Below are 23,199 nucleotides of genomic sequence, written 5' to 3'. Positions count from 1 at the left end.
TGGTCCGTATTCTATGGCTGGCAGTCAAAGCAAAAACGGCAAAAACACCGGAGGAGACCATGCAATCCAGGAACCTGTTCACGCGCCTGGCCGCGCTACTGATGCTGGGCGCGCTTTGCGGCGGCGCGCAGGCCGCGGCCGACTGGCCGGCGCAGCCCATCACCATCATCGTGCCGTTCCCGCCGGGCGGGGCCACCGACGTGATGGCCCGCCTGTTCGCGCCGCGCATCGAGGCGGCCATCGGCCGGCCGGTGGTGGTCGAGAACAAATCGGGCGCCGGCGGCACCATCGGAACCCAGCAGGTGGCCCGCGCGCGCAACGACGGCTATACGCTGCTGTGGGGCACGGTGGCCACGCACGGCATCGGGCCGAATATCTACAAGAAGCTGTCGTATGACGCGGTGGCCGATTTCGAGCCGGTGGTGCACGTGGTGGACCAGCCTTATGTGCTGGTGGCGCACCCGTCGACGAAGATCTCGTCGGTGGCCGAGCTGCGCAAGCAGGCGCAGGCGCGGCCGGGGCAGATTTCGGTGGCTTCGGCCGGCGTCGGCACGGCGGCCGACATGCTGTTGCGCAAGTTCCAGGCCGACACCGGTTCGTCGTTGCTGGGCGTGCCCTACAAGGGAGCGGGGCCGGCCATGGCGGACCTGCTGGGCGGCCAGGTGGATCTGGCGTTCGACGTGATCCTGACCACGGCCCCGTACATCGCGGCGGGCAAGCTGGTGCCGCTGGCGGTGACCAGCGCGCAGCGCTCGCAGACGCTGCCGCGGGTGCCGACCATGGCCGAGGCCGGGGTCGACGGCTTCGTGGCCGCGGGCTGGAACGGCCTGTTCGCGCCGCGCGGCACGCCGGCGCCGGTGATCGACAGGATCAACGCCGCCGTGAACCAGGCGCTGCGGGACCCCCAGATCAATCAGCGCCTGCAGTCGGAAGGGTCGATTCCGGTGGGCGGGACGCCCGGCGATTTCTCGCGCTTCATCAAGGCGGAGATCGGGTCCTGGGGCGAGGTCGCGCGCAAGGCCAATGTGTCGCTGGATTGAGGGAAAATCATGAGCGTCGAGCAGGTTATGGATGCGCAGACCGGCCCGGCCCGCGGGGCGGGACCGCTGAGCGGTGTGCGTGTGCTGGATATTTCCACCGTGGTGGCGGGGCCGTTCTCGTGCACGCTGATGGCGGACCTGGGCGCGGAGGTGCTGAAGGTCGAGGTGCCGGGCGAAGGCGACCACATACGGCAACTGCCGCCGCACAAGAACGGCGTGGCGCTGTGGTCGAAGGTGGCCAACCGCAACAAGCGCGGCGTCACCCTGGACCTGCGCCAGCCCGAAGGCATCGAGATCCTGGAGCGGCTGCTGCCGCAATATGACGTGCTGGTGGAGAACTTCCGGCCCGGCACGCTGGACCGCTGGGGCCTGGACCTGGCGCGGCTGCGCGCGTTGCGGCCGGACTTGATCGTGCTGCGGGTGACGGGCTTCGGCCAGACCGGGCCGTACCGTTCGCGGCCGGGCTTCGCGCGGATTTTCGAGGCCATGTCGGGCTTCGTCAACCTGTGCGGCGAGAAGGACGGACCGCCCCTGTATCCCGGTTTTCCGGTGTCCGATGCGCTGACGGGCGTGTTCGGCGCCTACGCCGTCGCGGCCGCGCTGCTGCACCGGGAAAAGCACGGCGAGGGGCAGGAGATCGACCTGTCGGCCACCGAGGCCATGCTGCGCGTGCTGGATTTCATGCCCATCGAGTACGACCAGCTCGGGGTGGTGCGAACCCGCCAGGGCAATCTCAATGCATACTCGGCGCCCAGCAGCGTGTACAAGACCCGCGACGACAAGTGGGTGGTGCTGGCGGTCAGCGCGCCCACGGTGTTCCGGCGGCTGGCCATCGCCATCGGCCGCGCCGACCTGCTGGAAGACCCGCTGTACAGCAGCAACACCGCGCGCATCCGGAACCGCGCCGGGATCGAGGGCATCATGGAGGACTGGTTCGGCGCGCATACGCTGGCCGGGGCGTCCGACATCCTGATGCGCCACGAGGTCAGCTTCAGTCCCATCTACGACATGGCCGACATCGCCGCCGATCCGCATTTCATCGCGCGCGAAGTGCTGGTGCGGATCGAGGACGAGGAACTGGGCGAGGTGAGCATGCAGAACGTGGTGCCGCGGTTCTCCGCGACGCCCGGCCGCATCTGGCGGGCCGGACCCGGCGTCGGCCAGCACAACGAAGAGGTCTATGGCCGCGAACTGGGCCTGTCGGCGGCGCAGCAGGCCGCGCTGCGCTCGCGCGGCGTCATTTAGGAGCCGTCCATGACCGGTCTATCGTTGCCCTTGCAGTTTCATGGCGGCTTCACGCTGCCCGATGCGCGCCACGCCGCCTATCTGCAGTCGGTGGGTGGCGGCCACCCGGTGCACAGCTCGCGCGAACTGGCGCTGCGGGCCGGCTTTGCCGAGGTGCCGCTGGCCGGCATCCACGTGCTGGGCGCGGCCATGGCCGCGTTCACCGCGCAGTTCGCCGCCAACCCGGTGCAGCTGCTCAAGGTGGAAAGCAAGTTCCTGCGCCCGGCCTATCCGGGCGAGTCGTTCGAGCTGGCGCTGGAGCGGCTGGACAGCGAAGCGGCGGCCGGCACGCCGTTCGTCGCCGGCCGCTACCAGGGCTATTGCAGCAACGCGCAGGGCCACAAGGTGCTGATGCTGGACTTCAAGATACGGGTGGCGCCGGCGCGGGATCGAGCCGCCTAGCCCTTGCGCGCCACGGTCTGGCGCAGCGCGGCCTGCACCATGGACTCGACCAGCGGAATCACTTTGTCGGCCAGTTCGGGGCGATAGGCGTAGGGATAGGTTTCGTCCATGTAGGTGGACTGGCACATCTCGAGCTGGATGGCGTGGACGTTGTCCGCCGGCCTGCCGTAGTGGCGGGTGATGTAGCCGCCCTTGAAGCGTCCGTTGACGGCCCAGGTGTACGGCGCGCTGTCGGCGCGCAGGCGCGCTTCGACCGCGGCCAGCACGTCCGGCGCACAGGCGGCGCCGTCGGCGGTGCCGATGTTCAGGTCGGGCAGCTTGCCTTCGAACAGGCGCGGCAGCACGCTGGCGATCGAATGGGCTTCCCACAGCAGCACCGTGCCGTGCTCGGCCTTGATGCGGTCGAGCTCTTCGCGCAGCTTGGCGTGATAGGGCTGCCAATAGGCTTGCAGGCGGCGCGCGCGTTCGGCGTCGGTCAGGACGCCGTCGTCCAGGTAGAGGGCGTCGCCGCGGAAGGTCTGGGTCGGGCACAGGCCGGTCTTGGTCTGGCCGGGATACAGGCTTTCGTCGTTGGGCGGGCGGTTCAGGTCCACCACGTAGCGCGAGTAGCGCGCGCCCAGGACCGAGGCGCCCAGCGATTCGGCGAAACGGTACAGCGTGTCCAGATGCCAGTCGGTGTCGCCGGACTGCAGGCCCGTCGGCGTCATCTGCGCGCGCTGCGCGTCGGGAATCTGGCTGCCCAGGTGGGGAATGGAGATCAGCAGCGGGGCGCTGCCGCGGCTGAATTGATAGATATCGCTCAAGAAAAACTCCGGGGAAAGCGGCATGACATGGCGTGGCGCCATGCCGATGATGATAAAGGATGCGCGGGCCGGGTTCAGGCGCCCCAGGGCGGAGCGGCGCTCCAGCGGCGCGCCATGGCGTCGATCAGCGCGCGGACCTTGGGCGCCAGGTGGCGGCGGTGCGGATACACCGCGCATACCGGGGCGCCTGGCGGCGCATGGGCTTCGAGCACGGCCACCAGCCGTCCGGCGCGCAGGTCCTCGCCGACCAGAAACGCCCCCAGCTGGGCGATGCCGGCGCCGGCCAGGACGGCGTCGCGCAAGGCTTCGGTGTTGCCCAGGCGCAGGCGTCCCGCGGGCTGCACCTGGCGTTCCTGCCCATGGACCGCATAGCGCCAGGGCACCGGCGCCCCGGCGTGCGTGAACGCCAGGGTCTGATGGCGGGCCAGGTTGTCCGGTGTGGCGGGCGCGCCGTGCCGGTCCAGGTAGCCGGGGGCGGCGCAGGTGATCAGGCGGTGCGGCGCCAGCACGCGGCGCACCAGCCGGCTGTCGGTATCGCCGCCGATGCGGATCGCGAGGTCCACGCCGTCGCGCACCAGGTCGGTGTAGTCGTCGGAAAAACTGACGTCGGCCTCCACTTCGGGCCATAGCCGCAGGTAGTCGCGCAGCAGCGGCATGACGTGCAGCCGGCCCAGCGACACCGGCAGGTCCAGGCGCAGGCGTCCGCGCGGCGCCCGCTTGCGGCGGTCCATCGCGTCGGCCGCGTTGTCCACTTCGGCCAGGATGCGCTGCGCGTGCTCGTAGAACACGCGGCCCTCGTCGCTTAGGCTGACGCTGCGGGTGCTGCGATGGAGCAGCCGCGAGCCCAGGCCTTGCTCCAGGCGGGCGATGCATTTGCCGATGGCCGAGCGCGACAGCGCCAGTTTTTCGGCCGCGGCGGTGAAGCTCTGCATATCGGCCACGCGCACGAAGGCCAGCAGGTCGCCGATGTGGTCCAGCCGGGCAGCGGAATTGCGCACGATTCGTCCCTAGTGTTGGTCTGCAAGCCTACTTTATCAGTTTGCTGGAAACAGTAGAGTGCAGAGGAGTCGGCCCGGTCAGGGCATTCATGGACATACCGTTATGACTTCAGGCACTCCTCCCCATCGAAACGCTGTGGCGCGCCGGCCCTGGCTGGCCGTCGCGGCCGTCGGCATGGCGACCTTCTGCGTGGTGACCAGCGAAATGCTCCCCGTGGGGTTGTTCGTTCCCATCACGGCCGAGCTGGGCGTGTCCACCGGCATGGGCGGTTTCATGTTGTTCGTCCCCGCGATCGTCGCGGCGCTATGCGCGCCGCTGATCGTGATGGGGGCGAAGGGCGCGGACCGCCGCCGCATTCTTTGCGGCCTGATGGCGCTGCTGGCCGCGGCCAACGCCGCTGGCGCGCTGGCCTGCGGCATGGCCTGGTTCCTGGCGGCGCGCGTGCTCGTCGGCATCTGTATCGGCGGAATATGGGCGGTGGCCGGCGGACTGGCGGGCAGGCTGGTTGCGCCGGCCGCGGTAGGGCTGGCCACCTCCGTCATATTCGGCGGCGTCGCGGTGGCGTCGGTGCTGGGGGTTCCGCTGGGCGCGTTCATCGGCGGCCTGGCAGGGTGGCGCACGGCGTTCGGCCTCATGGCCGGACTGTGTTTCGGCGTGCTGTGCCTGAACGCGCTGAGCCTGCCGCGCCTGCCCGCCGGGCCGGCGCCGGGGCCGCGCCGGATGCTGTCGCAACTGGCCGATCCGGGCGTCAGGCTGGGGCTGCTGGTCACGCTGTGCCTGGTCGCCGGGCACTTCATGGCCTATACCTTCGTGCGGCCGCTGTTGCAGTCCTACGCGGGATTCGAAGCGGGCTGGATAGGACCGCTGCTTTTCGCCTACGGCGCGGCGGGCGTGGCCGGCAATTTCGTGGCCGGCAGCGCCGCGGCGCGGCGCGCGGGCGCGACGCTGTGCGCCATCGCAACCGCGCTGCTGCTCATCCTGTTGCTGTTCAGCGGCCTGGGGCAGTTCCGTCCGGCCGCGGCGGTGTTGCTGCTGGCGTGGGGGCTGGCGTACGGCGGCGTCTCCGTCGCGCTGCAGACCTGGATGATGCAGGCCGCGCCCGAGGCGGTCGAAGCGGCGACCTCGCTGTTCGTGGCCGTCTTCAACCTGGGCATCGCCGCCGGCGCGCTGCTGGGCGCGCCCAGCGTGGACGTGCTGGGGCTGCGGGCCAACCTGTGGCTGGCCGCGGCCTGCATGCTGGCGCCGCTGGCCATGCTGGCGCGGGCGGGGCGCTATGGCCGGAAGGCGCGCAGCAACGTATCGACCGCGTAGCGGCAGGCGGCCAGGTGTTCGGCGTCGGGGCCCTCGGCCCTGCCGCCGGACAAACGGGCCTGGAAGGCGATGCCGTTGATCTGATTGCCCAGCATCGCCGCCGCGCGGCGCGGATCGTCGATGCAGAGTTCGCCGCGCTCGCAGGCCTGGCGCAGGCATGCTTCAAGCGGGGCGTGGATCTGCGTGTCCACGGCGGTCTGCAGCGATTCGGCCAGTTGCGGCAGGCGATGGCATTCCGAGACCAGCAGGCGGTAGAGCGCCGCCGATTCGGGCTGCAGGGCGTAGGCCAGCAGGCGCACGGACAGTTCATGCAGCGCCGTGGCGACGGATTGCCGGAGCAGGGCGGGCGGAAACACCGCCTCGCGCACGCCATCCAGTTCATGCTGCAGCACCGCTGCCAGCAAGCCCTCTTTGCTGCCGAACAGTTGATAGGCGGTGGCCGCGGAGCCGCCGGCCTGTTTCACCACCTGCTGGATGGAGGTCCGGGAGTAACCGTGCTCGAGCAGCGATTGCTTGGCGGCCTCGAGCAGCCGCACGCGGCGCGCTTCGCCTTTGCTGGTCGGCGGGCGGGGCGCGCTGACGCGGGTAACCGGGCTCACTGTGTCCTCTCCCCGGAGAATCGCCGCGGCGGGCCGGCAAGCCGTCCACGGTCAGGGTCAATTTTTGTAATGTATAGTACATTACATTCAAAAGTTTACGCGCGGCTGCCGGGGCCAGGCTGCGCCTGTTTTTGCAAGGCAGCCTTGATAAGCGATGATCTGGTGTTTTTTTCCGACGATAGCAGTACGTTGCGGCCATATGGCGAGAACTAGCCGGGCCGCATGCCGCGCCGGCGGGAGCGCCGGATGATGGCCTGGACGATCATCGCGGCCGTGGGCCTCGTCGTCGGCGCTGCGCTGGCGGTATTGCTGCGCCATCCCGGTGTGGTGCTGTACGACTGGATCGCGACGCGCGCGAACAAGCCCCTGCGGCAAGCCCGGCCGGCCCGGCTGCGCGAGTCCGTCGAGCACCGCAAGCCGGTCTCACAGGCCGGCCAGACCGTACTGGGGACCGCGCGGCAATAAAAAAAGCCATCCGACGAACGGATGGCCCAAAGAGGAGACGCCCCGACTCTGCTCAGTTGGGGCTGTCCATGACCTGCTTAGAAGCGATGGCGGATGCCGACGCCGACCGTGGTCATCTTGTCGCCCTTGATGAAGGCTGCGCCGTCGGCGTAGGAGGCCAGGGCGTACAGATCGGTCCGCTTGGACAGGTCGTACGTGTAGCCCAGGCTGTACACGTCCATGGCGTACAGGTTCTTGTTCGGATCGGCGCGTTGCCACGACGCGAACACCTTGCTGGCGCCGCCGATCGGCGCGCTCAGGCCGACCATGTACGAGTTGATGCGCAGGCCGTCCCAGGTGAAGCGGTCGTTGGTATAGCCGATGCCGCGGGCGATGCCGCCGGACTGCTGGCGGCCGCCCATCAGCGCGAAGTCCTGGCCGGCGAAGACGCCGTCTTCGGAACGGCCGTAGGCCAGCGCCAGCTTGACCACTTCGAAGTCGTACGCGCCGCCGATGATGAACTGCTGCGGCTGCGGCTGGTTGGGCTTGCGGTACTGCACGTCATACGTCAGCGCCACGTTCAGCGGGCCGTTGTCGTAGCGCACGCCAGCGGTCCAGGCGCGGTTGTTTTCCTTGGTCTTGAAGCCGGTGGGGCCTTCGACGTCATCGGTCGAGAACGAGTAGCCCACGCCAGCCTGGAAGCCGCCCCAGCTCGGGGTCTGGTACATGACCATGTTGTCGTAGCGGACCGTGTTGGCTGCGCTGAACGCCATGCCCATGTTGGCGTTCAGGTAGTCCAGCGAGAACGGATCGATGCCGCGGAAGTACTTGGACGCGATGTTGGTCTGGCGGCCCAGTTCGAGCAGACCCCATTCGGTGTGGCTCAGGCCGATGGTGGCCTGACGGCCGAACATGCGGCCGCCTTGCGAACGGTTGCCGTTGTTGGCGGTAAAGCCGCTTTCCAGCGTGAAGACCGCCGACAGGCCGTCGCCCAGGTCTTCGACGCCGCGCAGGCCCCAGCGCGAGCCATTGTTCTGGATGCCGTCGGACATGCCGATGCGGGAACGATAGTCGCCGCCGTACAGGCCCCGGTTGGAGTCGGTGGTGCCGACTTTGCCGCGTTGGTAGGTCAGGCCCAAGTCGACGACGCCGTACAGCGTGACCGAGGTTTCGGCGTGTGCGGCGCCTGCCATGCCGGCCAGAATGGCGCCAGCGAGCAAAGTTCTTGTTAGTTTCATATCACATCCCGTTCTATGGCTTGAGTCACCTGCCTCCAATGCGGTGAAGACAGACCAGCCCTAACCTTAGGCAAGCCGGCGGGATTCAATGAAACCGGATATTACGTAATCGTTCAGAATGTGCTAAATAGGGCCGAATTAGGGTTAATCCTCCCTGACTGTCCCCTTAAATGTGTAGATTTAGTTACTTCCTACACATTGAAATACCTACGGTTTATTGCATATGAACAACAGTTCAGGAATATCGGGCGCCGATACGTGGGTTTTGACCGAATAAGTCCTAGATACATAAAGAGATACTTCGGTCCGAACTTTGCACACATATTGATAAATTATGGCTGCGCGTCCGCGCCCCGGCGTCAGCCTCGCGGCTTTTCCAGGCCCAGGTGGCCGCGCAAGGTGCTGTGTTCATAATCGCGGCGGAACACTCCGCGGCGCTGCAGTACCGGAATCACGTGCTCGACGAAGTCTTCGATGCCGCCGGGCAGGGAGGGCGGCATCAGGTTGAAGCCGTCGGCCCCTTCGTTGCGCCACCAGTGCTCCATCCGGTCGGCGATCTGTTCGGGCGTGCCGACCATGGTGCAGTGGCCGCCGCCGGCGGCCAGCCGCCCCAGCAACTGGCGCACGGTGGGCCGTTCGGTTTCGATGATGCGCAGTATGGTCGCATAGCGCCCCTTGGGGCCGGTGAATTCGGACAGCGGGGGCAGCGGCGGCACCGGCGCGTCCAGCTCCCAGGCCGAGCAGTCCTGCAGCACGAAGGTGCCCAGCTGGCGCAGCGAGGCGTCGCTGGGCAGCAGCTCGTCCAGTTCGCGCTGCTTGGCCCGGGCCTCGGCCTCGGTCGAACCCACGTAGGTGACCAGGCCCGGCATGATGGGCACGAAGGCCTTGCGGCCGGCCGCCAGCACGCGTTGCTTGATGTCGCGGTAATAGGCCTGCGCGGCGGGCAGGTCGTAGGCCACGGCGTAGATGGCCTCGGCCCGCCTGGCGGCCAGATCGCGGCCCTGGTCGGAGGCGCCTGCCTGGAACAGTACCGGGTGGCCCTGCGGCGGGCGCGGCACCGTCAGCGGCCCGTCGACCAGGAAATGCTCGCCGTGGTGCCCGATCTTGTGGACCCGCTGCGGCACGCCATAGAAGCCCCCGCGATCGATGGCCAGGGCGTCCTCGTCCCAGGATTCGAACAGCCGCAGCGCCACGTCGACGAACTCTTCGGCGCGCGCGTAGCGCCAGTCGTGCCCGGGCATGGATTCGTAGCCGTGGTTGCGCGCTTCGGCGTCGAACATCGAGGTCACCACGTTCCAGCCCATGCGCCCGCCCGAGATATGGTCCAGCGAGGCCACCATGCGGGCCGCATGAAACGGCGTGAAGAAGGTGCTCGAGACCGTGCTGATCAGGCCGATGCGCTCGGTGGCGCGCGCCAGCGCGGCCATGGTGGTGAGCGGCTCCAGGTACCAGCGCGGCCCGTCGCCGATGTTGTCGACCGACTGGCCGTCGGCGAAGAACACGGCGTCGAGCTTGCCGCGCTCGGCGGTGCGGGCAAGCTCCTCGTAATAGCGGATGTCGCCCAGGCGTTCGACCGGGGAGCCGGGGTGGCGCCAGGCGGCGCGATGGTGGCCGCAACCAAAAATGAACAGATTCAGGTGCAACATGGCGGTCGTTTCCGGCGGACCGGAAGGCAGGAAAGGCGGTGGAAGGAGCGGGCGCGCTCCGCAAGCGGCCGAACTTAGCACATAGTCCGCCGCGTTGACATCGCCGCGCCGCTCTCCTAATCTTGCGGCACTTCCTGGGGGAGCCCTGACGGGCTGAGATTCCGCGCCACCGCGGTAACCCTTTGAACCTGATCCGGGTAATGCCGGCGAAGGGAAGGACATCGCAAGACTCGCGCGCCCCTCCCCGGATTTTCCCTATGTAGCGGCGCGAGAGGAACGACCCCCATGCTTACCCAACCGATCGCCCTGATGTGGCTGCTGCTGTTTGCGGGCGGCTTCGCCGTGGCGAGCATTCTGTACGCCCGGCGCAAGCGCGGCACGCTGGAAGACTACATCGTCGCCCGCAACAGCCAGGGGCCGGTCGGCACCATTCTGACGCTGATGGCGTCGACGCTGGGCGCATGGATTCTGTTTTCGCCCGCGCAGGCGGCGACCTGGGGCGGACTGGCCGCGGTGGTCGGCTATGCGCTGGGCTCGATGTCGCCGCGGCTGGTGATGATTCCGCTGGGACGACGCATGCGCGAACTGATCCCGCACGGCCACACCCTCACCGAATTCCTGATGGCCCGCTACGGCCGTCCGATGTACGGGCTGGCGCTCTTCATCATGCTGTTCTACCTCTTCATCGCGCTGTCGGCCGAAGTCACCGCCATCGCCAAGCTGGTCGCGATGCTGGCGCCCGTGCCGCTGTGGACGACGGCCGCCATCGTGATGGGCACCACCTTGCTCTACACCAGCTACGGCGGCCTGCGCTCGTCCATCTTCACCGACCAGGTGCAGATGATGGTGATCGTGCCGCTGCTGGTGGTGCTGTGCGTGGTCGGCTGGCAGGCCGCGGGCGGGGCGCTGCCCACCATCGAGGCGCTGCAGGCCAAGGCGCCCCAGCTGCTGGACCTGACCGACCCGATGGGCGTGAAGGCCGGGCTGACGTTCTTCGTCGCCATCCTGCTGACCGGCGTGTTCCACCAGGGCAACTGGCAGCGCATCTACGCCGCGCGCGACGCCCGCTCCATGCGCAACGGCTTTCTGCTGGGCGGCCTGCTGGTCGCGCCGTTCATCTTCCTGATGGGCCTGTTCGGGCTGGCCTTCGTCGGGCTGGCCCCGCAAGGCGACAGCTCCATCGCGCTCTTCAGCGTCATCATGCCGCACGCGCCCGCGTGGTTCGTGATCGCGCTGATCCCGCTGGGCCTGTCGCTGGTCATGAGCACCGCCGACACCGCCATCAGCGCCGTGTCCAGCATCATCGCGGTCGACCTGCGCCGCCTCATGCCCAACGCCAGCTCGCTCACCATGAAACGCCTGGCGCGCTGGCTGGTGCTGCTCATGGCCATCCCGGTGATGGTGGTGGCCTCGCAGGGCTACAGCGTGCTGTATCTGTTCCTGCTGGCCGACCTGCTGTGCTCGGCGGCCGCCTTCCCGGTGTTCTACGGCCTGTTCAGCCGCAAGCACGACGGCCTCACGGCCACCGTGGCCACGGTCAGCGGCCTGATCGCCGGCCTCTACTACTTCCCGGCGCCGGGCGACAAGCCGACCTTCCTGCTGGAGTCATTCCTGCTGGCCGCGCTGGTGCCGGTCGCGGCCACGGCGCTGATGCGCTGCCTGCTGCGCGGGCGCAAGGAATTCGACCTCTCGACCCTGAGCGCCGCCGTGCGCCGGCTGGACCAGGACGTCGTCTGAAACCCTGGCCGGTTTAGCGGACGATGCGCACCGAAGCCGCGCTGCGCACGGATACGCCGTGGAACACGGCCTCGATGTTGTTGCCGTCCGGGTCCAGCACGAAGGCCGCGTAATAGCCCGGATGGTAGCCGCGCTCGCCGGGCGCGCCGTTGTCCCGTCCGCCGTGGGCCAGGGCGGCGCGATAGAAGGCGTCCACCATGGCCCGGTCCCGGGCCTGGAACGCCAGATGATGGCGCCCAGTCAACGGCCCCTGCACCTCCTCGCTGTCGGCCGTCGAAACGTACAGCTCGTCCGCCCAGAAATTGCGCTCGTCGGAGCCCCCCAACGGAATCTGCAAGGCCTCGAACACGGCGAAATAAAAAGCCTTGCTGGCGGGCAGGTCCCGCACCACCATCCCGATGTGGTCGATCAGGCGGCCGCGATGCAGTTCTCTTGTGGTCATGAAATGTCCCTTCGGGTGGATTGAGAACGAAGCAAAATTACTCTAACTTGCCTGAGTGTGCCCTGACATCCATTGCATCCCGGAGGAGGGGCTCGCGCGCCCGGAGACCGCTCTTGCGTGAATCTCAATTGAGATACAAAATAGAGTCGATGCTTTCCCGGAGAAACCACGATGGCCGCCCAGACTTCCATGTTGCACGTGCGCGTAGACGACAAACTCAAAGCCGATGCGGCGCAGAAGCTAGCCCAGTTCGGCTTGTCCGTATCGGATGCCGTGCGCATCCTGTTGACCCGTGTGGTGAAAGAAGGTGGTTTGCCGGCCGGCTTGACGCTCGATTCGGAAGCGCACGATGCGTGGTTTACCGCCAAGGTTCGTGAGGCGCTGGCAAGCACTCAGGCAGATGTCCCGCACCGGCAGGTAATGGACGAAGCGCAGGCGCTGATCGATCGGAAGCGCCGTGCCAAGGCTTGAGTGGACGGCATTGGCTCGCGCCGATCTGCTGGCGATCGTCGACTACATCTCCGACGACAATCGCTGATCTGCGTCGTTCAAGCGCGACTGCGCTCGCGCACAACTTCAGCGAATCTTGCAATGCCCGTTAATCCCCGAGTCCAACGCTTTTCCCTCAACACCGCCGGCCGCGATTTCGCCGTGGGCGACGTTCATGGCCATTTCAGCCGGCTCGAATCCGCACTTGCCGCCATCGGGTTCGCGCCCGAGCGCGACCGGTTGTTCGCAGTCGGAGATCTGGTGGACCGCGGGCCGGAATCCGCCGAGGTGCTGGCCTGGCTGGAACGCCCTTGGTTTCACGCCATCTGCGGCAATCATGAGCTGATGACCTGGCGGCGGGCGGTGAAGCATCCGCTGCCCGACGTCGATCATCTCGCGCATGGCGGCGCCTGGCTGGACGCCTGCGATCGCGACACGCAGGCGCGCATCGCGACTTGCCTGCAGGCCTTGCCGCTGGCCATCGAAGTCGAAACGCCGGACGGCCTGGTCGGCCTGGTTCATGCGGATTTTCCGTATGACGACTGGCAAGCCATACACGAAGACCGTTTCAGTCCGGAAGACGAAGAGGACTGCCTGTGGTCCATCGAGCGCTACCGCATGCGGTACGCCCAGCCCGTGCGCAACATACGGGCGGTGGTTCACGGGCACATGGCGCTGCGCAAGCCGGCGCAGCTCGGCAACGTGCATTACATCGATACAGGCGGCTGGCGGGCGGAAGGGAAGTTCACGCTGCTGGATCTGCATACGCTCAAGGCTTGAGCGGGCTGGGACTCGGCGCGCTGCGGCGTTTACGGTTGGCCTGGGCTGTGAGGTTCGTTCCACGGATTGATGGCGGCAAGACCGGCGGTCTCGAACGGCGCGACATCGCGCATGGCCACGATCAGGCTGCACGCCATCGCCGACGCGGCGATGCGGCCATCCGACAAGCCGATAGTCTTGCCGGCCTTGCGTGCACGCACCATAAGTTCGGCATAGGCGCGCGATGCGTCCAGATCGAACGGGACGATGCGGCCGGCGAAAAGCGGCAGCAGCGCGTGTTCCAGGCGCTCTAGAAATATTGTTCGCCGTTTGCTATCCGGCATGACGCGGAGGCCGAACCGCAGTTCAGCGACCGTGATGGCAGAAAGATGGAGCGTTTCGATCGCCTGGGCGTCCATCCAGGCCAACACCTGCGCAGCGGGGCTGGCCTTCCACAATTCCGAAATCATGTTGGTATCGAGAACAATCATTCAAAGCGCAGCGGGTCGGCGGGCGTCTTGTCGCGGACGCGATTGATGGCCTCCGCCTCGACATCGTTCAAGCCGCCGGCTTCGCGCGCGATTGACGCCAACAGAGAACCGAGCTTTACGCGTCCTTCGGGCCGGGCCGCTTGCTCCAGAATGCTACGAACCTCGGCCTCGGTGCTGCGGCCATGCGTGGTCGCGCGAGCACGGAGGGCGCGGTGCACCTCTTCGGGGATGTTGCGGAGCGCAGGCGCTGATCGATCGGAGGCGCCGTGCCAGGCCTCAGTGGACCGCATAGGCTCGCGCCGATCTGCTGGCCTGATTCGGTTACTGGGACGGATGGGCGCCGATGGTGACGCCGTTGCTCAGCTCATTAACCAACTTGCTAAAATAAACCTACTAGGTTAGGATTGGTCTATGGAGAAAGGAACCCCACATTGCAAGCTGCCGGTCGTTAAAGCTCTGGTGGCTGCTGGCAAGGTTCGCACCACGTATTCGGCAGTGAGCGGTGCGGCGCAAGTGGGGTTTGGAATCCCAGAAATGCTGGACGTGGTGATGGCACTCACGTCAGCGGACTTCTACAAGAGCATGACCACCCATGCCGATTACAAAGTATGGCAGGACGTCTACCGGCCGAGCACGCAGGCGGGCGACGTGTACCTGAAGCTGACGGTCATTGATGACGTGCTGATCGTGTCCTTCAAGGAGCTATGACTATGAAATGTCCTGCTTGCGGCGCGGCAGAACTGATCCACGACACCCGCGACCTACCCTATACCTACAAGGGTGAAACCACCGTTATTTCAGCGATCACGGGCGACTTTTGCCCGGTATGCGGCGAGGCGGTTTTGGGAATGGACGAATCGGCACGCACCAGCGAATTGATGTTGCAATTCAATAAGCAGGTGAATGCTTCCATCGTTGATCCCAACTTCATTGCTCGTGTGCGCAAGAAATTGCACCTTGACCAGCGTGAGGCTGCTGAAATCTTTGGCGGTGGCGTTAATGCCTTCTCACGCTATGAGAACGGTAAGACCAAACCGCCGCTGGCTTTGGTCAAGTTGCTCAAGCTGCTGGATCAGCACCCTGATCTGCTTAACGAAGTTAGAGCGGCTTGATCTTTTATGTGATCATGTTGCCGGCCTGCTGTCTGGATATACAATTTTTTGTATATCTAAGAAAGGAGTCTGGCGGTTCGTCTCCCCGCCAGCATCGTTGAGGCGTTGGAGTTGCGCGAGGGAGACGATATCGAAATCGAGATCGCCGTGGACGCGCCCCGGACCTTCGGGATCCGCAAGAAGCCCGGCGCCGAAGCGCTGCTCGAGCGGCTGCGCGCCTTTCGCGGCAAGTTGCCCGCCGACTTCAGGTTCGACCGAAATGAAGCCAACGAGCGCGGCTAAGGGCAGGGACTTTCTGGACAGCAATGTCGTGCTGTGCTTGCTGTCGGCCGATACCGCCAAAGCCGATCGGGCGGAAGGCCTGCTTCTTCGGCGGCCATCGGAGCCGGATGCCAGACGCTTTATACCGAAGACATGAACCACGGCCAGGTCTACGAAAGCCGCCTTTCCTTGCGAAACCCGTTTGCATAGCGCGCAGGCGCCAAGGCCCGACAGCGCAAACAAAAAAGCCTTGGACCACTTAGCGTGTGTCCAAGGCTTTTCGTCTGGAATTTGGTGGAGCGGAGGAGGATCGAACTCCCGACCTTCGCATTGCGAACGCGACGCTCTCCCAGCTGAGCTACCGCCCCAAAAGCAAGACCGCAACTATACATAAAGCCAAGCCCGCGTGCAAGCGGGATGGCGATATCAAGTTCAGACGAATTCCAAAGTGGCCACGACCGGGGCGTGGTCGGAGGGTTGTTCGTTGCGGCGCGGTTCCTTGTCGATGGCGCAGGCGACGCAGCGCTTGACCAGCGGGGCCGACAGCAGGACGTGGTCGATCCGCAGGCCGGCGTTGCGGCGGAAGGCGAATTGGCGGTAGTCCCACCAGCTGAAGGATTTCTCGGGTTGCTCGAACAGGCGGAAGGAATCGTTCAGGCCCAGGTCGAGCAGGGCGCGGAAGGCGGCGCGCTCGGGTTCCGAGACCAGCACCTGGCCTTCCCATTTCTCGGGGTTGTGCACGTCCTCGTCGGCGGGCGCCACGTTGTAGTCGCCCAGCACCGCCAGCCTGGGGTATTGCTTGATTTCCTCGGCCAGCCATTTGCGCATGGCCTCGAACCATTCCAGCTTGTAGGCGTATTTGTCCGAGCCCACGGACTGGCCGTTGGGGCAGTAGGCGCAGACCACCCGCACGTCGCCTTCGGGGCCGGGAAAGGTCAGCGCCAGCACGCGCTGCTGCGGGTCTTCGTAGCCGGGGATGTTGCGCTCCATGGAGGTGCCGGGCACGCGCGAAATAATGGCCACGCCGTTGTAGGTCTTCTGCCCGGCCCAGACGGCGTGATAGCCGGCTTCGGTGAAGGCGGCTTCGGGAAACTTGTCGTCCGTGAGCTTGAGTTCCTGGATGCACAGCACGTCGACCGGATTGGCGGCGAGCCAGTCGAGCACCTGCTGCAGGCGGACGTTCAGGGAGTTCACGTTCCAGGTGGCTAATTTCATTTTTCGCGTAGACCGTTTGTTGTTGCGGCGCTTTGGCCATCGGCGGGAATTGCGGCTCCCGGATCACGTCGGATGATACCGTGCCGGCTTGCGCGGGGTGGTGCGGTCCCGATATGTGAGCAGGTATGTCGCCCCCTCCGCCCGCTGTCATGGGCGGCAAAAATGCAATGAACATACAAAATGTTCAAATTTTTGCGCATTCCTAATACTTAAAGATTCAATCAATGGCTACGCTGCTAGGGTTCCCTGAACGGAGAGCGGCATGAAATGCCTTGATTTGGAAACGGTTTCTCCCGGTGTTCCGATAGTCGGCTGGCTGCTGGATGGGCCGCGGCCCGAGTTCACCGACGTGATCAGCATCGCGCGGCGATGGATGGTCGACGGTCAACGCGTCACGGAGGTGGTGCGGGCGGAGAATGATCCACAGGGGGCCATGGCTGCTTCGGGAACTTCCATCATGCGCGCCTGCGGCATCGCGGGCCGGAGCTGAGAGGCGGAGGAGTCGGCTATGACTACAGGTGTGATCAGGCTCAACGGCTATCGCCTCGAATACGAGCTGCGGCCGCTGGCGGCGCGCCAGGGTTTCGAGGCGTGGGTACGGACCGCGCCGCATCATCAATGGACGCGTATCGGCGTGGGCGATTCGGCCTTCATTAGCGAGGACGCCGCGCTCAAGGGCATCCGCTACGCCGCCGGCGAGATCAGCGCCCGCCGGCTGCAGGCATAGCGTCCACAAGCCGGTTTCACGCGGCCGGTTCCGTTTTATCCCTTCACCAGGCCGCCGTCGACGATCAGGTTCTGGCCGGTGACGGCGCGCGACCACGGGCTGGCGAAGAACAGCACCGCGTCGGCGAACTGCGCCGGCGTGGTGACTTCGCGCAGCGGCGTGCCGGCGGCGATCATGTCGAACACCGCGTCCGGCGTGGCGGCCGAGGCGTCGGTGGTGCGCAGCAGGCCGCCCGAAACCATGTTGACCGTGATGCCGTCGGCGCCCAGTTCGTGCGACAGGGTGCGGGTGAAGGCCAGCAGCGCCGCCTTGGCGGCGGTGTAGTCGTGATAGGGCACGACCGGATTCTGGACCAGGTTGGTGCCGACGTTGATGATGCGTCCGCCGCCGGCGGCGCGCATGGCGGGCAGGACGGCCTGGGTGGTGTTGAGCGCGGCGCGCACGCTGCCTTCGAGCTGCGCGTTCATGCGGCTCCAGTCCAGCGTGTCGGCATGCGGGCGCAGGTCGCCGTCGAACTGGAAGGCGGGCAGGGCGTTGTTGACCACGGTGCTGACGGGCATGCCGAAATGTTCGCTGGCCTGGGCGACCAGGGCGGCGACGGCGGCCGGGTCGCGCACGTCGGCCTGCAGCGCCAGCGCGCGGTCGGGGACTGCGGCGGCCAGGGCCTGGGCGCGGTCGGCGCTGTTCAGGTAGTTGATGACGACCCTGGCGCCTTCGCGCAGGAAGGCCTGGGCGATGGCGGCTCCCAGGCCGCGGCTGGCGCCGGTGACGATGACGAGTTGCTGGTCGAGGTTCAGGGGCGTGCGTTGCGATGACATGGGTGAGGCTTCCTGCTCAGTGTTCCGGGCCGCTGTTGAGCATGCGGCTGCGGGCTTTTTCGATATGGGCGCGCATGACGTTGCGCGCGCCTTCGGCGTCCTGTTCCTGGATCAGCCGGTAGATGTGGCGGTGTTCGTCGATGGCGGCGCGGGTGCGTTTCCAGGGCTCGCTGTGGACCAGGTGGCGCATGACGTTGACCGCGTGGCTGACGTCGTATTCCAGCGATTTCAGCACCTGCACGAAGCGCTGGTTGCCGGTGGCCGCGGCGATGGCGCGGTGGAATCCGTAGTCGTGGTGGTGGGCGATGGCGCCGGAGGCGTCGGCTTCTTCGTAGCCGGTCAGCATGCGGTCCATTTCGCCCAGGTCGTCGGAAGTGCGGCGCAGCGCGGCCAGGTAGGCGCATTCGGGCTCGATCACCATGCGCAGCTCCAGGCCTTCGAGGATGTGGCCGACCCGGCGGGCCGGGTCGACCGCGGGCATGCCGCCCATCAGGTCGGGCTTGGCGCGCACGTAGGAGCCCGAGCCCCGGATGGAGTCCACCAGCTGGTCTTCGCGCAGCCGGTCCAGGGCCTGGCGCACCACGGGGCGCGAGACCTCGAAGAGGGCGGCCAGTTCCAGTTCGGTGGGCAGTTTGCTGCCGGGCGCGATCTTGCCGGTGGCGATTGCGTAGAACAGGCTTTCGTAGACGCGCTCGGCGAAGCGTTCGGCGCGCACGTAGCCCAGGCCGGACGCCACTTCGGCCAGCACGTCCAGTTCGGGACGGGGGCGGTTGGCGGCTTCCAGCAGCGAGGCCAGCTGCGGGTCGCGCACGTTGCTTATCGGCACGCCGCGGGTGCGCGCCGGATCGGGTTTGTCAGTGGCCATAACAAGTTTGAGGCGGTGCTAAGCCGTTGGAATGTTAGGGATAACCCGAGATGACGGAAAAATATCCTGACTCTTGGGACAAAGGCTGTCAATTCAATTGACAAGTTTTTGGCGGCTCTCATAATGGGATCTGATCGCTCGATCCGATCGCTCACCATTTCGCAACCGGCCGTCCGGCCGCTACTTTACTCCGCACATCGTGACTCAGAAGAACTTTATCGCCAACCAATGGGTGGCGGCCGCTACCGGCGAAACCATAGATGTCCTGAACCCGTCCGATGGCAAGCCGTTCGAGGCGATTGCGCGCTCGGGCCAAGCCGACGTGGACCGCGCCGTGAAGGTGGCGCGCGAGGCTTACGAAGGCGAGTGGGGCCAGATGGCGCCCGCCGCGCGCAGCCGCCTGCTCATGCGCATCGCGTTCGCGCTGCTGGATCGCCAGGAAGAACTGGCGCAGCTGGAATCGGCCGACACCGGCAAGCCCATCAAGCAGGCGCGCGCCGACGCCGCCGCGGTGGCCCGGTACTTCGAGTTCTATGCCGGCGCGGTCGACAAGCTGCACGGCGAGACCATTCCCTACAACCCGGGCTTCACCGTGCTGACGGTGCGCGAACCGCACGGCGTCACCGGCCACATCGTGCCCTGGAACTACCCGCTGCAGATCTTCGGCCGCAGCGTGGGCGCGGCGCTGGCCGCCGGCAACGCCTGCGTGGTCAAGCCGGCCGAAGACGCCTGCCTGTCGCTGCTGAAGCTGGCGGAGATCGCCGCCGAGGCGGGCCTGCCCGCCGGCGCGCTGAACATCGTCACGGGTTACGGCCACGAGGCCGGCGCGGCGCTGTCGGCGCATCCGGGCATCGACCATATTTCCTTCACCGGCTCGCCGCAGACCGGCAAGATGGTGGCGCACGCCGCCGCCGAGAACCACGTGCCGGTCACGCTGGAACTGGGCGGCAAGTCGCCCCAGATCGTGTTCGACGACGCCGACCTGGACGCCGCGCTGCCGGTGCTGCTGGGCGCCATCATCCAGAACGCGGGCCAGACCTGCTCGGCCGGCAGCCGCGTGCTGATCCAGCGCGGCGTGTACGAAACCGTGCTCAAGCGCCTGTCCGAGGCCTTTGCGGCCACGGTCACCGGCCCGGCCGCGGCCGACCTCGACGTGGGCCCGCTGATCAACGCCCGCCAGCAGGATCGCGTGCGCGGCTTCGTGAGCGAGGCCGAAGCCGCCGGCATGAAGGTCGCCGCGCGCGGCAAGCTCAAGGAAGGCTCGCCCGAGGCAGGCTTCTACCAGCCGCCGGTGCTGTTCCGCGACGTGCCGTCCGACAGCCGCCTGGCGCAGGAGGAAGTGTTCGGCCCGGTGCTGGCGGCCATGCCGTTCGACACCGAGGAAGAAGCGCTGGCCATCGCCAACGGTACGCTCTACGGCCTGGTGGCCGGCGTCTGGACCCGCGACGGCGGCCGCCAGCTGCGCCTGGCCCGCAAGCTGCGCGCCGGCCAGGTGTTCATCAACAACTACGGCGCCGGCGGCGGCGTGGAGCTGCCGTTCGGCGGTTCGCGCCAGTCCGGCTACGGCCGCGAAAAGGGCTTCGAGGCCCTGTATGGCTTCACCACGCTGAAGACCATCGCCATCAAGCACTGAGCCTGTAATCCGCAGGGCCGCCGCGGCGGTCCCTGGCAAAATATCGGTTAACGTTGATGTTTTGCCAGGGGCCGCCGCGCCCGCTTCAGGATTCACATGTTCACAGGAATAGTCCAAGGCACCGCGAAGATCGCCGAGATCTTCGACCGCGAGGGCCTGCGCACGTTTACGCTCGATTTTCCGCCCGGGTTCTGCGTGGACCTGGCGGTGGGCGCCAGCGTCTCGACCGACGGCGTCTGCCTGACGGTCACCGAGCTGCTGGGCGAGAACCGGGCCCGCTTCGACGTCATGCAGCAAAGCCTGGCCATCACCACGCTGGGCGGCCTGCGCACGGGCGACCGCGCCAACGTCGAGCGCGCGGCCAAGGACGGCGCCGAGATCGGCGGCCATCCGCTGTCGGGCCACGTGGACTTCACCTCCGAGGTGCTGACGGTGCAGTCCTCGGACACCAACCGCCTGATGCGCTTCAGCATCCCCGCCGATTTCCGCAAGTATGTTTTCGCCAAGGGCTATATCGCCATCAACGGCGCCAGCCTGACGGTATCCGAGGTCAATCGCGTCGAAGGCTGGTTCGAGGTCTGGCTGATTCCCGAAACCCGCCGCATGACGGTGTTCGAGGACAAGCAGGCCGGCGACTTCGTCAATATCGAGATCGAGCGCAGCACCCAGGTGGTGGTCGACACGGTGCGCGAAACCGTGCAGGAAAGCCTGGGCAAGCTGCAGCCGCTGCTGGAAGCCATCCTGAAGGAAAAAGGCCTGACGCTGGAGGATTTCGTCAGCCCGCAGGCCCGGCTGAAATAGCCCGGGCCGCTTCAGCCGCCCAGCGGATACGAGACCAGGTCGGTCAGCACGCTGTTCTCCAGCGCCGCCACGGTCAGCCGTTCGACCGAGCCGCGGATTTCCAGGTCGCCCTGGTTCAGGTCGTCGCACAGGGATTTCATCAGGGCGCGGTTGCTCGATGAAGCGACCGCGATGTGCGGCACATAGGGAAGGTCCAGCCGCAGCGTAGGCGCCAGCAGTTGGCGGTACAGGGCGTCATGCAGGCGCGACAGCTGGCTGTAGCCTTCGTCGGGAACCAGGTAGGCATAGGCCTGCGCCGCGTCGCCGGCCAGCATGGCGTAGCGGCACGCGAAGGCGATGGGTCGCGCCGCGCGGGCGGTTTCTTCCACGTGCTTCAGGTAGGCATGTTCGTCGATGCCGGCGCTGCCGAACGCCATCGTGAAGTGCGCCTTGGCCAGCCGGTGCTGGCCGTCGTGCTGTTGGCGGAACGCTTCGATGAATTCGGCGTCCGGCCCGGACAGGCGGGGATAGGCGAGCGTGAGGATCTTCTTCATGCCGCCAGTCTGCCATCGCCGGGCGCGTACGCCAATCCGGCGGGCGCCGGCCTTCAGTACGAGAAGGCGGGGCCCAGCGGCCGGATGCGCATGCCCGGCTGCAACCGGGTCCAGGGCAGGTCGGCGGGGTCGGCCTGCATGGGGCCGGGGGCCTTGGCCACCAGCACCTCGTGCGCGATGGGCTGGAAGTCGGCGCGGAAGTGCACCGAACTCTTGACCACCAGGATGCCCATTTCCTCGGGCTGCACGCCGCCGACGCGGAACAGGTTGCGGTCCAGCATCTGCGACTTGGTGGCGCTGACCACCACGCGCACGCCGCCGATGCGCAGGCCGGCCACGCCTTCCAGGTCCACGTCCATGCCGTTCATCATCGGGCCGTCGAAGCGCAGCTTGCCGGCCGACAAGGTCTCGACCGTGAATTCCCCTTCGAATGCGGCGTCGCCGGCCACGCCGGACTGTCCGCCCAGCTTCAGCCGGACCCGGTTGCCCAGCCCGGCCTCGGTGGCCAGGCGCACGGCCTCGGGGTCGTAGAACAGGCCCAGCGCGGCGTTCTGCGCGTCGGCCTCGACCAGCGCGCGCAGCATGCCGGTGGTGTTGGCGTCGCCGCCAGCGCCGGGATTGTCCTGCGTGTCGGCGATGACCACCGGACGCGAGGCGCCGGCCGCCAGCGCCTGCGCGCGGCGCACGGCCTCGGCCGGCTCCAGGAAGTCGGGCGACCATTCGGGCTCCAGCTCCAGCACGCGCCGGTAGAGCATTTCGGTCACGCGCTCGACCGCGGCGGGGTCGGTGCCGTAGGCCCACACCACCGGGCCGCATTCCGGGAAGTCCGCGGCCGGAAAGCCCGGCGCGAACGAGATCGAGGCCACGCCCGGCGTCTGTTCCAGCTGCGCCAGCAGGTCGTAGACGCCGCGGGACGGCTCCAGCAGCGTGCACATGCCGTTGATCGGGATCAGGAAGGGCAGGCGGCGCTCGCTGCGGCACCAGGCGGGGCCGGCGGTGTTGCGGGCCTGCAGCAGCCGCGCCGCGTGCGCGCCGGTGTCGGCCATGTCCACGTGCGGATAGGTACGGAACGCGGCCAGGCCGTCGGCGGCCTGCAGCATCTGCGCGGTGACGTTGGCATGCAGGTCCAGGCTGGCGATCACCGGCACGTCCGGCCCGACGATGGCGCGCATGCGGGCCAGCAGCTCGCCTTCGCCGTCGTCCAGGTGCTGCGCGACCATGGCGCCGTGCAGGTCCAGGTAGACCGCGTCGTAGCCGCCGGCGCGCGCCGCGTCCAGGATCTCGCCGGCGATGCGCTCGTAGGCGTCGCGGGTCACGTGGGCCGAGGGGCTGGCGCCCGCCCAGATCACGGTCTGCACGGTATGGCCCTGGGCCAGGACCGCGTTGATGAAGCCGCCGGCGGGGATATTGACCTCGCGCAGGGCCAGCATGTCCTCGCCGCGCACCATGGCGGGGAAGCCTTCGCCGCGGACGAAGTTCTCGTACCCGGCCAGCGACGGCGCGAAGGTGTTGGTCTCGTGCTGAAAACCGGCAACCAGTATGTGCATGAT

General features: G+C 66.9%; 28 protein-coding genes, 1 tRNA gene, 1 pseudogene and 1 riboswitch. Of the genes and pseudogenes, 16 read left to right on the top strand and 14 right to left on the bottom strand.

The genetic code is table 11. From position 1 onward, the window contains the following. The first annotated feature begins 59 nt into the window (after positions 1-59). The 3 genes from A6B37_RS07565 to A6B37_RS07555 are packed head-to-tail and all read left to right on the top strand — an operon-like array spanning position 60 to position 2,726. Positions 60-1,040, top strand: a complete 981-nt coding sequence (locus A6B37_RS07565; protein ID WP_246842394.1) for a tripartite tricarboxylate transporter substrate binding protein — start codon at positions 60-62, stop codon at positions 1,038-1,040. A 9-nt stretch (positions 1,041-1,049) separates the two neighbouring features. After that, on the top strand, positions 1,050-2,285 hold the full coding sequence (locus A6B37_RS07560) for a CoA transferase (protein WP_102776108.1): 1,236 nt from the start codon (positions 1,050-1,052) through the stop codon (positions 2,283-2,285). A gap of 9 nt (positions 2,286-2,294) precedes the next feature. Then, entirely contained in the window at positions 2,295-2,726 is a 432-nt protein-coding gene (locus A6B37_RS07555; protein ID WP_111825358.1) for a MaoC family dehydratase, read from the top strand. Here A6B37_RS07555 and hutG read toward each other — a convergent pair. Together hutG and A6B37_RS07545 are read right to left on the bottom strand one after the other, a co-directional pair. After that, positions 2,723-3,529 carry an N-formylglutamate deformylase gene (hutG, locus tag A6B37_RS07550; protein ID WP_102776106.1) on the bottom strand — a complete coding sequence of 269 codons (807 nt, stop codon included), beginning with the start codon at positions 3,527-3,529 and terminating at the stop codon, positions 2,723-2,725. The genes A6B37_RS07555 and hutG overlap by 4 nt on opposite strands. A gap of 74 nt (positions 3,530-3,603) precedes the next feature. Next, positions 3,604-4,527: a LysR family transcriptional regulator gene (locus tag A6B37_RS07545; protein WP_246842393.1), complete on the bottom strand. Its 924-nt coding sequence runs from the start codon at positions 4,525-4,527 to the stop codon at positions 3,604-3,606. 103 nt (positions 4,528-4,630) lie between these two features. On the opposite strand from A6B37_RS07545, the gene A6B37_RS07540 reads away from it, so the two are divergent. Continuing rightward, positions 4,631-5,839, top strand: a complete 1,209-nt coding sequence (locus A6B37_RS07540) for an MFS transporter (protein WP_111825357.1) — start codon at positions 4,631-4,633, stop codon at positions 5,837-5,839. Here the strand turns inward: A6B37_RS07540 and A6B37_RS07535 are convergent. Next, positions 5,800-6,438 (bottom strand): TetR/AcrR family transcriptional regulator, encoded by a 639-nt coding sequence (locus A6B37_RS07535; protein ID WP_111825356.1) that lies wholly within the window; start codon positions 6,436-6,438, stop codon positions 5,800-5,802. The two genes, A6B37_RS07540 and A6B37_RS07535, sit on opposite strands and share 40 nt — an antisense overlap. A 246-nt stretch (positions 6,439-6,684) precedes the next feature. Between A6B37_RS07535 and A6B37_RS07530 the strand changes: the two genes are divergently transcribed. Beyond that, positions 6,685-6,903, top strand: a complete 219-nt coding sequence (locus A6B37_RS07530; protein ID WP_111825355.1) for a hypothetical protein — start codon at positions 6,685-6,687, stop codon at positions 6,901-6,903. A 77-nt stretch (positions 6,904-6,980) separates the two neighbouring features. Here A6B37_RS07530 and A6B37_RS07525 read toward each other — a convergent pair whose 3' ends face one another. Both A6B37_RS07525 and A6B37_RS07520 read right to left on the bottom strand, forming a co-directional pair. After that, positions 6,981-8,120 carry a porin gene (locus tag A6B37_RS07525; protein ID WP_102776102.1) on the bottom strand — a complete coding sequence of 380 codons (1,140 nt, stop codon included), beginning with the start codon at positions 8,118-8,120 and terminating at the stop codon, positions 6,981-6,983. A 359-nt stretch (positions 8,121-8,479) separates the two neighbouring features. After that, entirely contained in the window at positions 8,480-9,766 is a 1,287-nt protein-coding gene (locus tag A6B37_RS07520) for an LLM class flavin-dependent oxidoreductase (protein ID WP_111825354.1), read from the bottom strand. Between the two features lie 126 nt (positions 9,767-9,892). Beyond that, a riboswitch (TPP riboswitch) is annotated at positions 9,893-9,998 on the top strand. 53 nt (positions 9,999-10,051) lie between these two features. On the opposite strand from A6B37_RS07520, the gene A6B37_RS07515 reads away from it, so the two are divergent. After that, the gene (locus A6B37_RS07515) at positions 10,052-11,503 is read left to right on the top strand and encodes a sodium:solute symporter family protein (protein WP_111825353.1); all 1,452 of its coding nucleotides are present in this window, start codon (positions 10,052-10,054) and stop codon (positions 11,501-11,503) included. Positions 11,504-11,516: 13 nt separating this feature from the next. Here A6B37_RS07515 and A6B37_RS07510 read toward each other — a convergent pair whose 3' ends face one another. Next, positions 11,517-11,945, bottom strand: coding sequence for a VOC family protein (locus A6B37_RS07510; RefSeq protein WP_111825352.1), 429 nt, complete (start codon positions 11,943-11,945; stop codon positions 11,517-11,519). A gap of 171 nt (positions 11,946-12,116) precedes the next feature. On the opposite strand from A6B37_RS07510, the gene A6B37_RS07505 reads away from it, so the two are divergent. After that, on the top strand, positions 12,117-12,416 hold the full coding sequence (locus tag A6B37_RS07505; protein ID WP_111825351.1) for a type II toxin-antitoxin system RelB/DinJ family antitoxin: 300 nt from the start codon (positions 12,117-12,119) through the stop codon (positions 12,414-12,416). 120 nt (positions 12,417-12,536) lie between these two features. Next, on the top strand, positions 12,537-13,214 hold the full coding sequence (locus A6B37_RS07495) for a metallophosphoesterase (RefSeq protein ID WP_111825350.1): 678 nt from the start codon (positions 12,537-12,539) through the stop codon (positions 13,212-13,214). A 29-nt stretch (positions 13,215-13,243) separates the two neighbouring features. Here A6B37_RS07495 and A6B37_RS07490 read toward each other — a convergent pair whose 3' ends face one another. Next, positions 13,244-13,684 (bottom strand): type II toxin-antitoxin system VapC family toxin, encoded by a 441-nt coding sequence (locus A6B37_RS07490; protein WP_111825349.1) that lies wholly within the window; start codon positions 13,682-13,684, stop codon positions 13,244-13,246. Continuing rightward, a complete protein-coding gene (locus A6B37_RS07485) occupies positions 13,681-13,974 on the bottom strand; it encodes an Arc family DNA-binding protein (protein ID WP_111825348.1) in 294 nt (97 codons plus the stop codon). Before A6B37_RS07485 ends, A6B37_RS07490 begins: the two co-directional genes overlap by 4 nt. A gap of 121 nt (positions 13,975-14,095) precedes the next feature. Between A6B37_RS07485 and A6B37_RS07480 the strand changes: the two genes are divergently transcribed. The 4 genes and pseudogenes from A6B37_RS07480 to A6B37_RS26215 all read left to right on the top strand — a co-directional run bounded on the left by A6B37_RS07480 (position 14,096) and on the right by A6B37_RS26215 (position 15,267). Further along, a complete protein-coding gene (locus A6B37_RS07480; RefSeq protein ID WP_111825347.1) occupies positions 14,096-14,392 on the top strand; it encodes a type II toxin-antitoxin system MqsR family toxin in 297 nt (98 codons plus the stop codon). Between the two features lie 2 nt (positions 14,393-14,394). Then, positions 14,395-14,796 carry a type II toxin-antitoxin system MqsA family antitoxin gene (locus A6B37_RS07475; protein ID WP_111825346.1) on the top strand — a complete coding sequence of 134 codons (402 nt, stop codon included), beginning with the start codon at positions 14,395-14,397 and terminating at the stop codon, positions 14,794-14,796. Between the two features lie 69 nt (positions 14,797-14,865). After that, complete coding sequence (locus A6B37_RS07470; protein ID WP_111825345.1) at positions 14,866-15,078, top strand: AbrB/MazE/SpoVT family DNA-binding domain-containing protein; 213 nt, start codon at positions 14,866-14,868, stop codon at positions 15,076-15,078. Beyond that, positions 15,056-15,267, top strand: a pseudogene (locus A6B37_RS26215) (hypothetical protein). The gene A6B37_RS07470 and the pseudogene A6B37_RS26215 overlap by 23 nt, the downstream one beginning before the upstream one ends. A gap of 82 nt (positions 15,268-15,349) precedes the next feature. On the opposite strand, the gene A6B37_RS07460 reads toward A6B37_RS26215, so the two are convergent. Both A6B37_RS07460 and xth read right to left on the bottom strand, forming a co-directional pair. Further along, positions 15,350-15,425, bottom strand: a tRNA-Ala gene (locus A6B37_RS07460). Between the two features lie 64 nt (positions 15,426-15,489). Continuing rightward, on the bottom strand, positions 15,490-16,272 hold the full coding sequence (xth, locus tag A6B37_RS07455) for an exodeoxyribonuclease III (RefSeq protein ID WP_111825344.1): 783 nt from the start codon (positions 16,270-16,272) through the stop codon (positions 15,490-15,492). A gap of 262 nt (positions 16,273-16,534) precedes the next feature. On the opposite strand from xth, the gene A6B37_RS07450 reads away from it, so the two are divergent. Together A6B37_RS07450 and A6B37_RS07445 are read left to right on the top strand one after the other, a co-directional pair. Beyond that, positions 16,535-16,762 carry a hypothetical protein gene (locus A6B37_RS07450; protein ID WP_102770809.1) on the top strand — a complete coding sequence of 76 codons (228 nt, stop codon included), beginning with the start codon at positions 16,535-16,537 and terminating at the stop codon, positions 16,760-16,762. A gap of 18 nt (positions 16,763-16,780) precedes the next feature. Further along, on the top strand, positions 16,781-16,999 hold the full coding sequence (locus A6B37_RS07445; protein ID WP_146196854.1) for a hypothetical protein: 219 nt from the start codon (positions 16,781-16,783) through the stop codon (positions 16,997-16,999). 35 nt (positions 17,000-17,034) lie between these two features. Here the strand turns inward: A6B37_RS07445 and A6B37_RS07440 are convergent, their stop codons facing one another. Both A6B37_RS07440 and A6B37_RS07435 read right to left on the bottom strand, forming a co-directional pair. Beyond that, positions 17,035-17,817 carry a 3-oxoacyl-ACP reductase gene (locus tag A6B37_RS07440; protein ID WP_111825343.1) on the bottom strand — a complete coding sequence of 261 codons (783 nt, stop codon included), beginning with the start codon at positions 17,815-17,817 and terminating at the stop codon, positions 17,035-17,037. Positions 17,818-17,833: 16 nt separating this feature from the next. Next, entirely contained in the window at positions 17,834-18,637 is an 804-nt protein-coding gene (locus tag A6B37_RS07435; protein WP_102771794.1) for a FadR/GntR family transcriptional regulator, read from the bottom strand. A 244-nt stretch (positions 18,638-18,881) separates the two neighbouring features. On the opposite strand from A6B37_RS07435, the gene A6B37_RS07430 reads away from it, so the two are divergent. Together A6B37_RS07430 and A6B37_RS07425 are read left to right on the top strand one after the other, a co-directional pair. Further along, positions 18,882-20,315: an aldehyde dehydrogenase family protein gene (locus A6B37_RS07430; RefSeq protein WP_111825342.1), complete on the top strand. Its 1,434-nt coding sequence runs from the start codon at positions 18,882-18,884 to the stop codon at positions 20,313-20,315. A gap of 96 nt (positions 20,316-20,411) precedes the next feature. Then, the gene (locus A6B37_RS07425; protein WP_111825341.1) at positions 20,412-21,116 is read left to right on the top strand and encodes a riboflavin synthase subunit alpha; all 705 of its coding nucleotides are present in this window, start codon (positions 20,412-20,414) and stop codon (positions 21,114-21,116) included. An 11-nt stretch (positions 21,117-21,127) separates the two neighbouring features. Here A6B37_RS07425 and A6B37_RS07420 read toward each other — a convergent pair whose 3' ends face one another. Together A6B37_RS07420 and A6B37_RS07415 are read right to left on the bottom strand one after the other, a co-directional pair. Next, positions 21,128-21,649: a 2'-5' RNA ligase family protein gene (locus A6B37_RS07420; RefSeq protein ID WP_111825340.1), complete on the bottom strand. Its 522-nt coding sequence runs from the start codon at positions 21,647-21,649 to the stop codon at positions 21,128-21,130. A 53-nt stretch (positions 21,650-21,702) separates the two neighbouring features. Beyond that, positions 21,703-23,196, bottom strand: a complete 1,494-nt coding sequence (locus A6B37_RS07415; protein WP_111825339.1) for a M81 family metallopeptidase — start codon at positions 23,194-23,196, stop codon at positions 21,703-21,705. Between the last annotated feature and the right edge of the window lie 3 nt (positions 23,197-23,199).

Source organism: Achromobacter sp. HZ01 (assembly GCF_003267925.1).
GTDB lineage: Bacteria > Pseudomonadota > Gammaproteobacteria > Burkholderiales > Burkholderiaceae_B > Achromobacter > Achromobacter pulmonis_A.
The sequence above is the reverse complement of the archived record's forward strand: the minus strand, read 5'-3'. Positions and strand labels throughout refer to the sequence as shown.

Coding starts and splice junctions, on each gene's coding strand:
- A6B37_RS07565 (WP_246842394.1), top strand. CDS start 60: ATGCAATCCAGGAACCTGTTCACGCGCCTGGCCGCGCTACTGATGCTG.
- A6B37_RS07560 (WP_102776108.1), top strand. CDS start 1,050: ATGAGCGTCGAGCAGGTTATGGATGCGCAGACCGGCCCGGCCCGCGGG.
- A6B37_RS07555 (WP_111825358.1), top strand. CDS start 2,295: ATGACCGGTCTATCGTTGCCCTTGCAGTTTCATGGCGGCTTCACGCTG.
- A6B37_RS07540 (WP_111825357.1), top strand. CDS start 4,631: ATGACTTCAGGCACTCCTCCCCATCGAAACGCTGTGGCGCGCCGGCCC.
- A6B37_RS07530 (WP_111825355.1), top strand. CDS start 6,685: ATGATGGCCTGGACGATCATCGCGGCCGTGGGCCTCGTCGTCGGCGCT.
- A6B37_RS07525 (WP_102776102.1), bottom strand. CDS start 8,120: ATGAAACTAACAAGAACTTTGCTCGCTGGCGCCATTCTGGCCGGCATG.
- A6B37_RS07520 (WP_111825354.1), bottom strand. CDS start 9,766: ATGTTGCACCTGAATCTGTTCATTTTTGGTTGCGGCCACCATCGCGCC.
- A6B37_RS07515 (WP_111825353.1), top strand. CDS start 10,052: ATGCTTACCCAACCGATCGCCCTGATGTGGCTGCTGCTGTTTGCGGGC.
- A6B37_RS07510 (WP_111825352.1), bottom strand. CDS start 11,945: ATGACCACAAGAGAACTGCATCGCGGCCGCCTGATCGACCACATCGGG.
- A6B37_RS07505 (WP_111825351.1), top strand. CDS start 12,117: ATGGCCGCCCAGACTTCCATGTTGCACGTGCGCGTAGACGACAAACTC.
- A6B37_RS07495 (WP_111825350.1), top strand. CDS start 12,537: ATGCCCGTTAATCCCCGAGTCCAACGCTTTTCCCTCAACACCGCCGGC.
- A6B37_RS07490 (WP_111825349.1), bottom strand. CDS start 13,684: ATGATTGTTCTCGATACCAACATGATTTCGGAATTGTGGAAGGCCAGC.
- A6B37_RS07485 (WP_111825348.1), bottom strand. CDS start 13,974: ATGCGGTCCACTGAGGCCTGGCACGGCGCCTCCGATCGATCAGCGCCT.
- A6B37_RS07480 (WP_111825347.1), top strand. CDS start 14,096: ATGGAGAAAGGAACCCCACATTGCAAGCTGCCGGTCGTTAAAGCTCTG.
- A6B37_RS07475 (WP_111825346.1), top strand. CDS start 14,395: ATGAAATGTCCTGCTTGCGGCGCGGCAGAACTGATCCACGACACCCGC.
- xth (WP_111825344.1), bottom strand. CDS start 16,272: ATGAAATTAGCCACCTGGAACGTGAACTCCCTGAACGTCCGCCTGCAG.
- A6B37_RS07450 (WP_102770809.1), top strand. CDS start 16,535: ATGAAATGCCTTGATTTGGAAACGGTTTCTCCCGGTGTTCCGATAGTC.
- A6B37_RS07445 (WP_146196854.1), top strand. CDS start 16,781: ATGACTACAGGTGTGATCAGGCTCAACGGCTATCGCCTCGAATACGAG.
- A6B37_RS07440 (WP_111825343.1), bottom strand. CDS start 17,817: ATGTCATCGCAACGCACGCCCCTGAACCTCGACCAGCAACTCGTCATC.
- A6B37_RS07425 (WP_111825341.1), top strand. CDS start 20,412: ATGTTCACAGGAATAGTCCAAGGCACCGCGAAGATCGCCGAGATCTTC.
- A6B37_RS07420 (WP_111825340.1), bottom strand. CDS start 21,649: ATGAAGAAGATCCTCACGCTCGCCTATCCCCGCCTGTCCGGGCCGGAC.
- A6B37_RS07415 (WP_111825339.1), bottom strand. CDS start 23,196: ATGCACATACTGGTTGCCGGTTTTCAGCACGAGACCAACACCTTCGCG.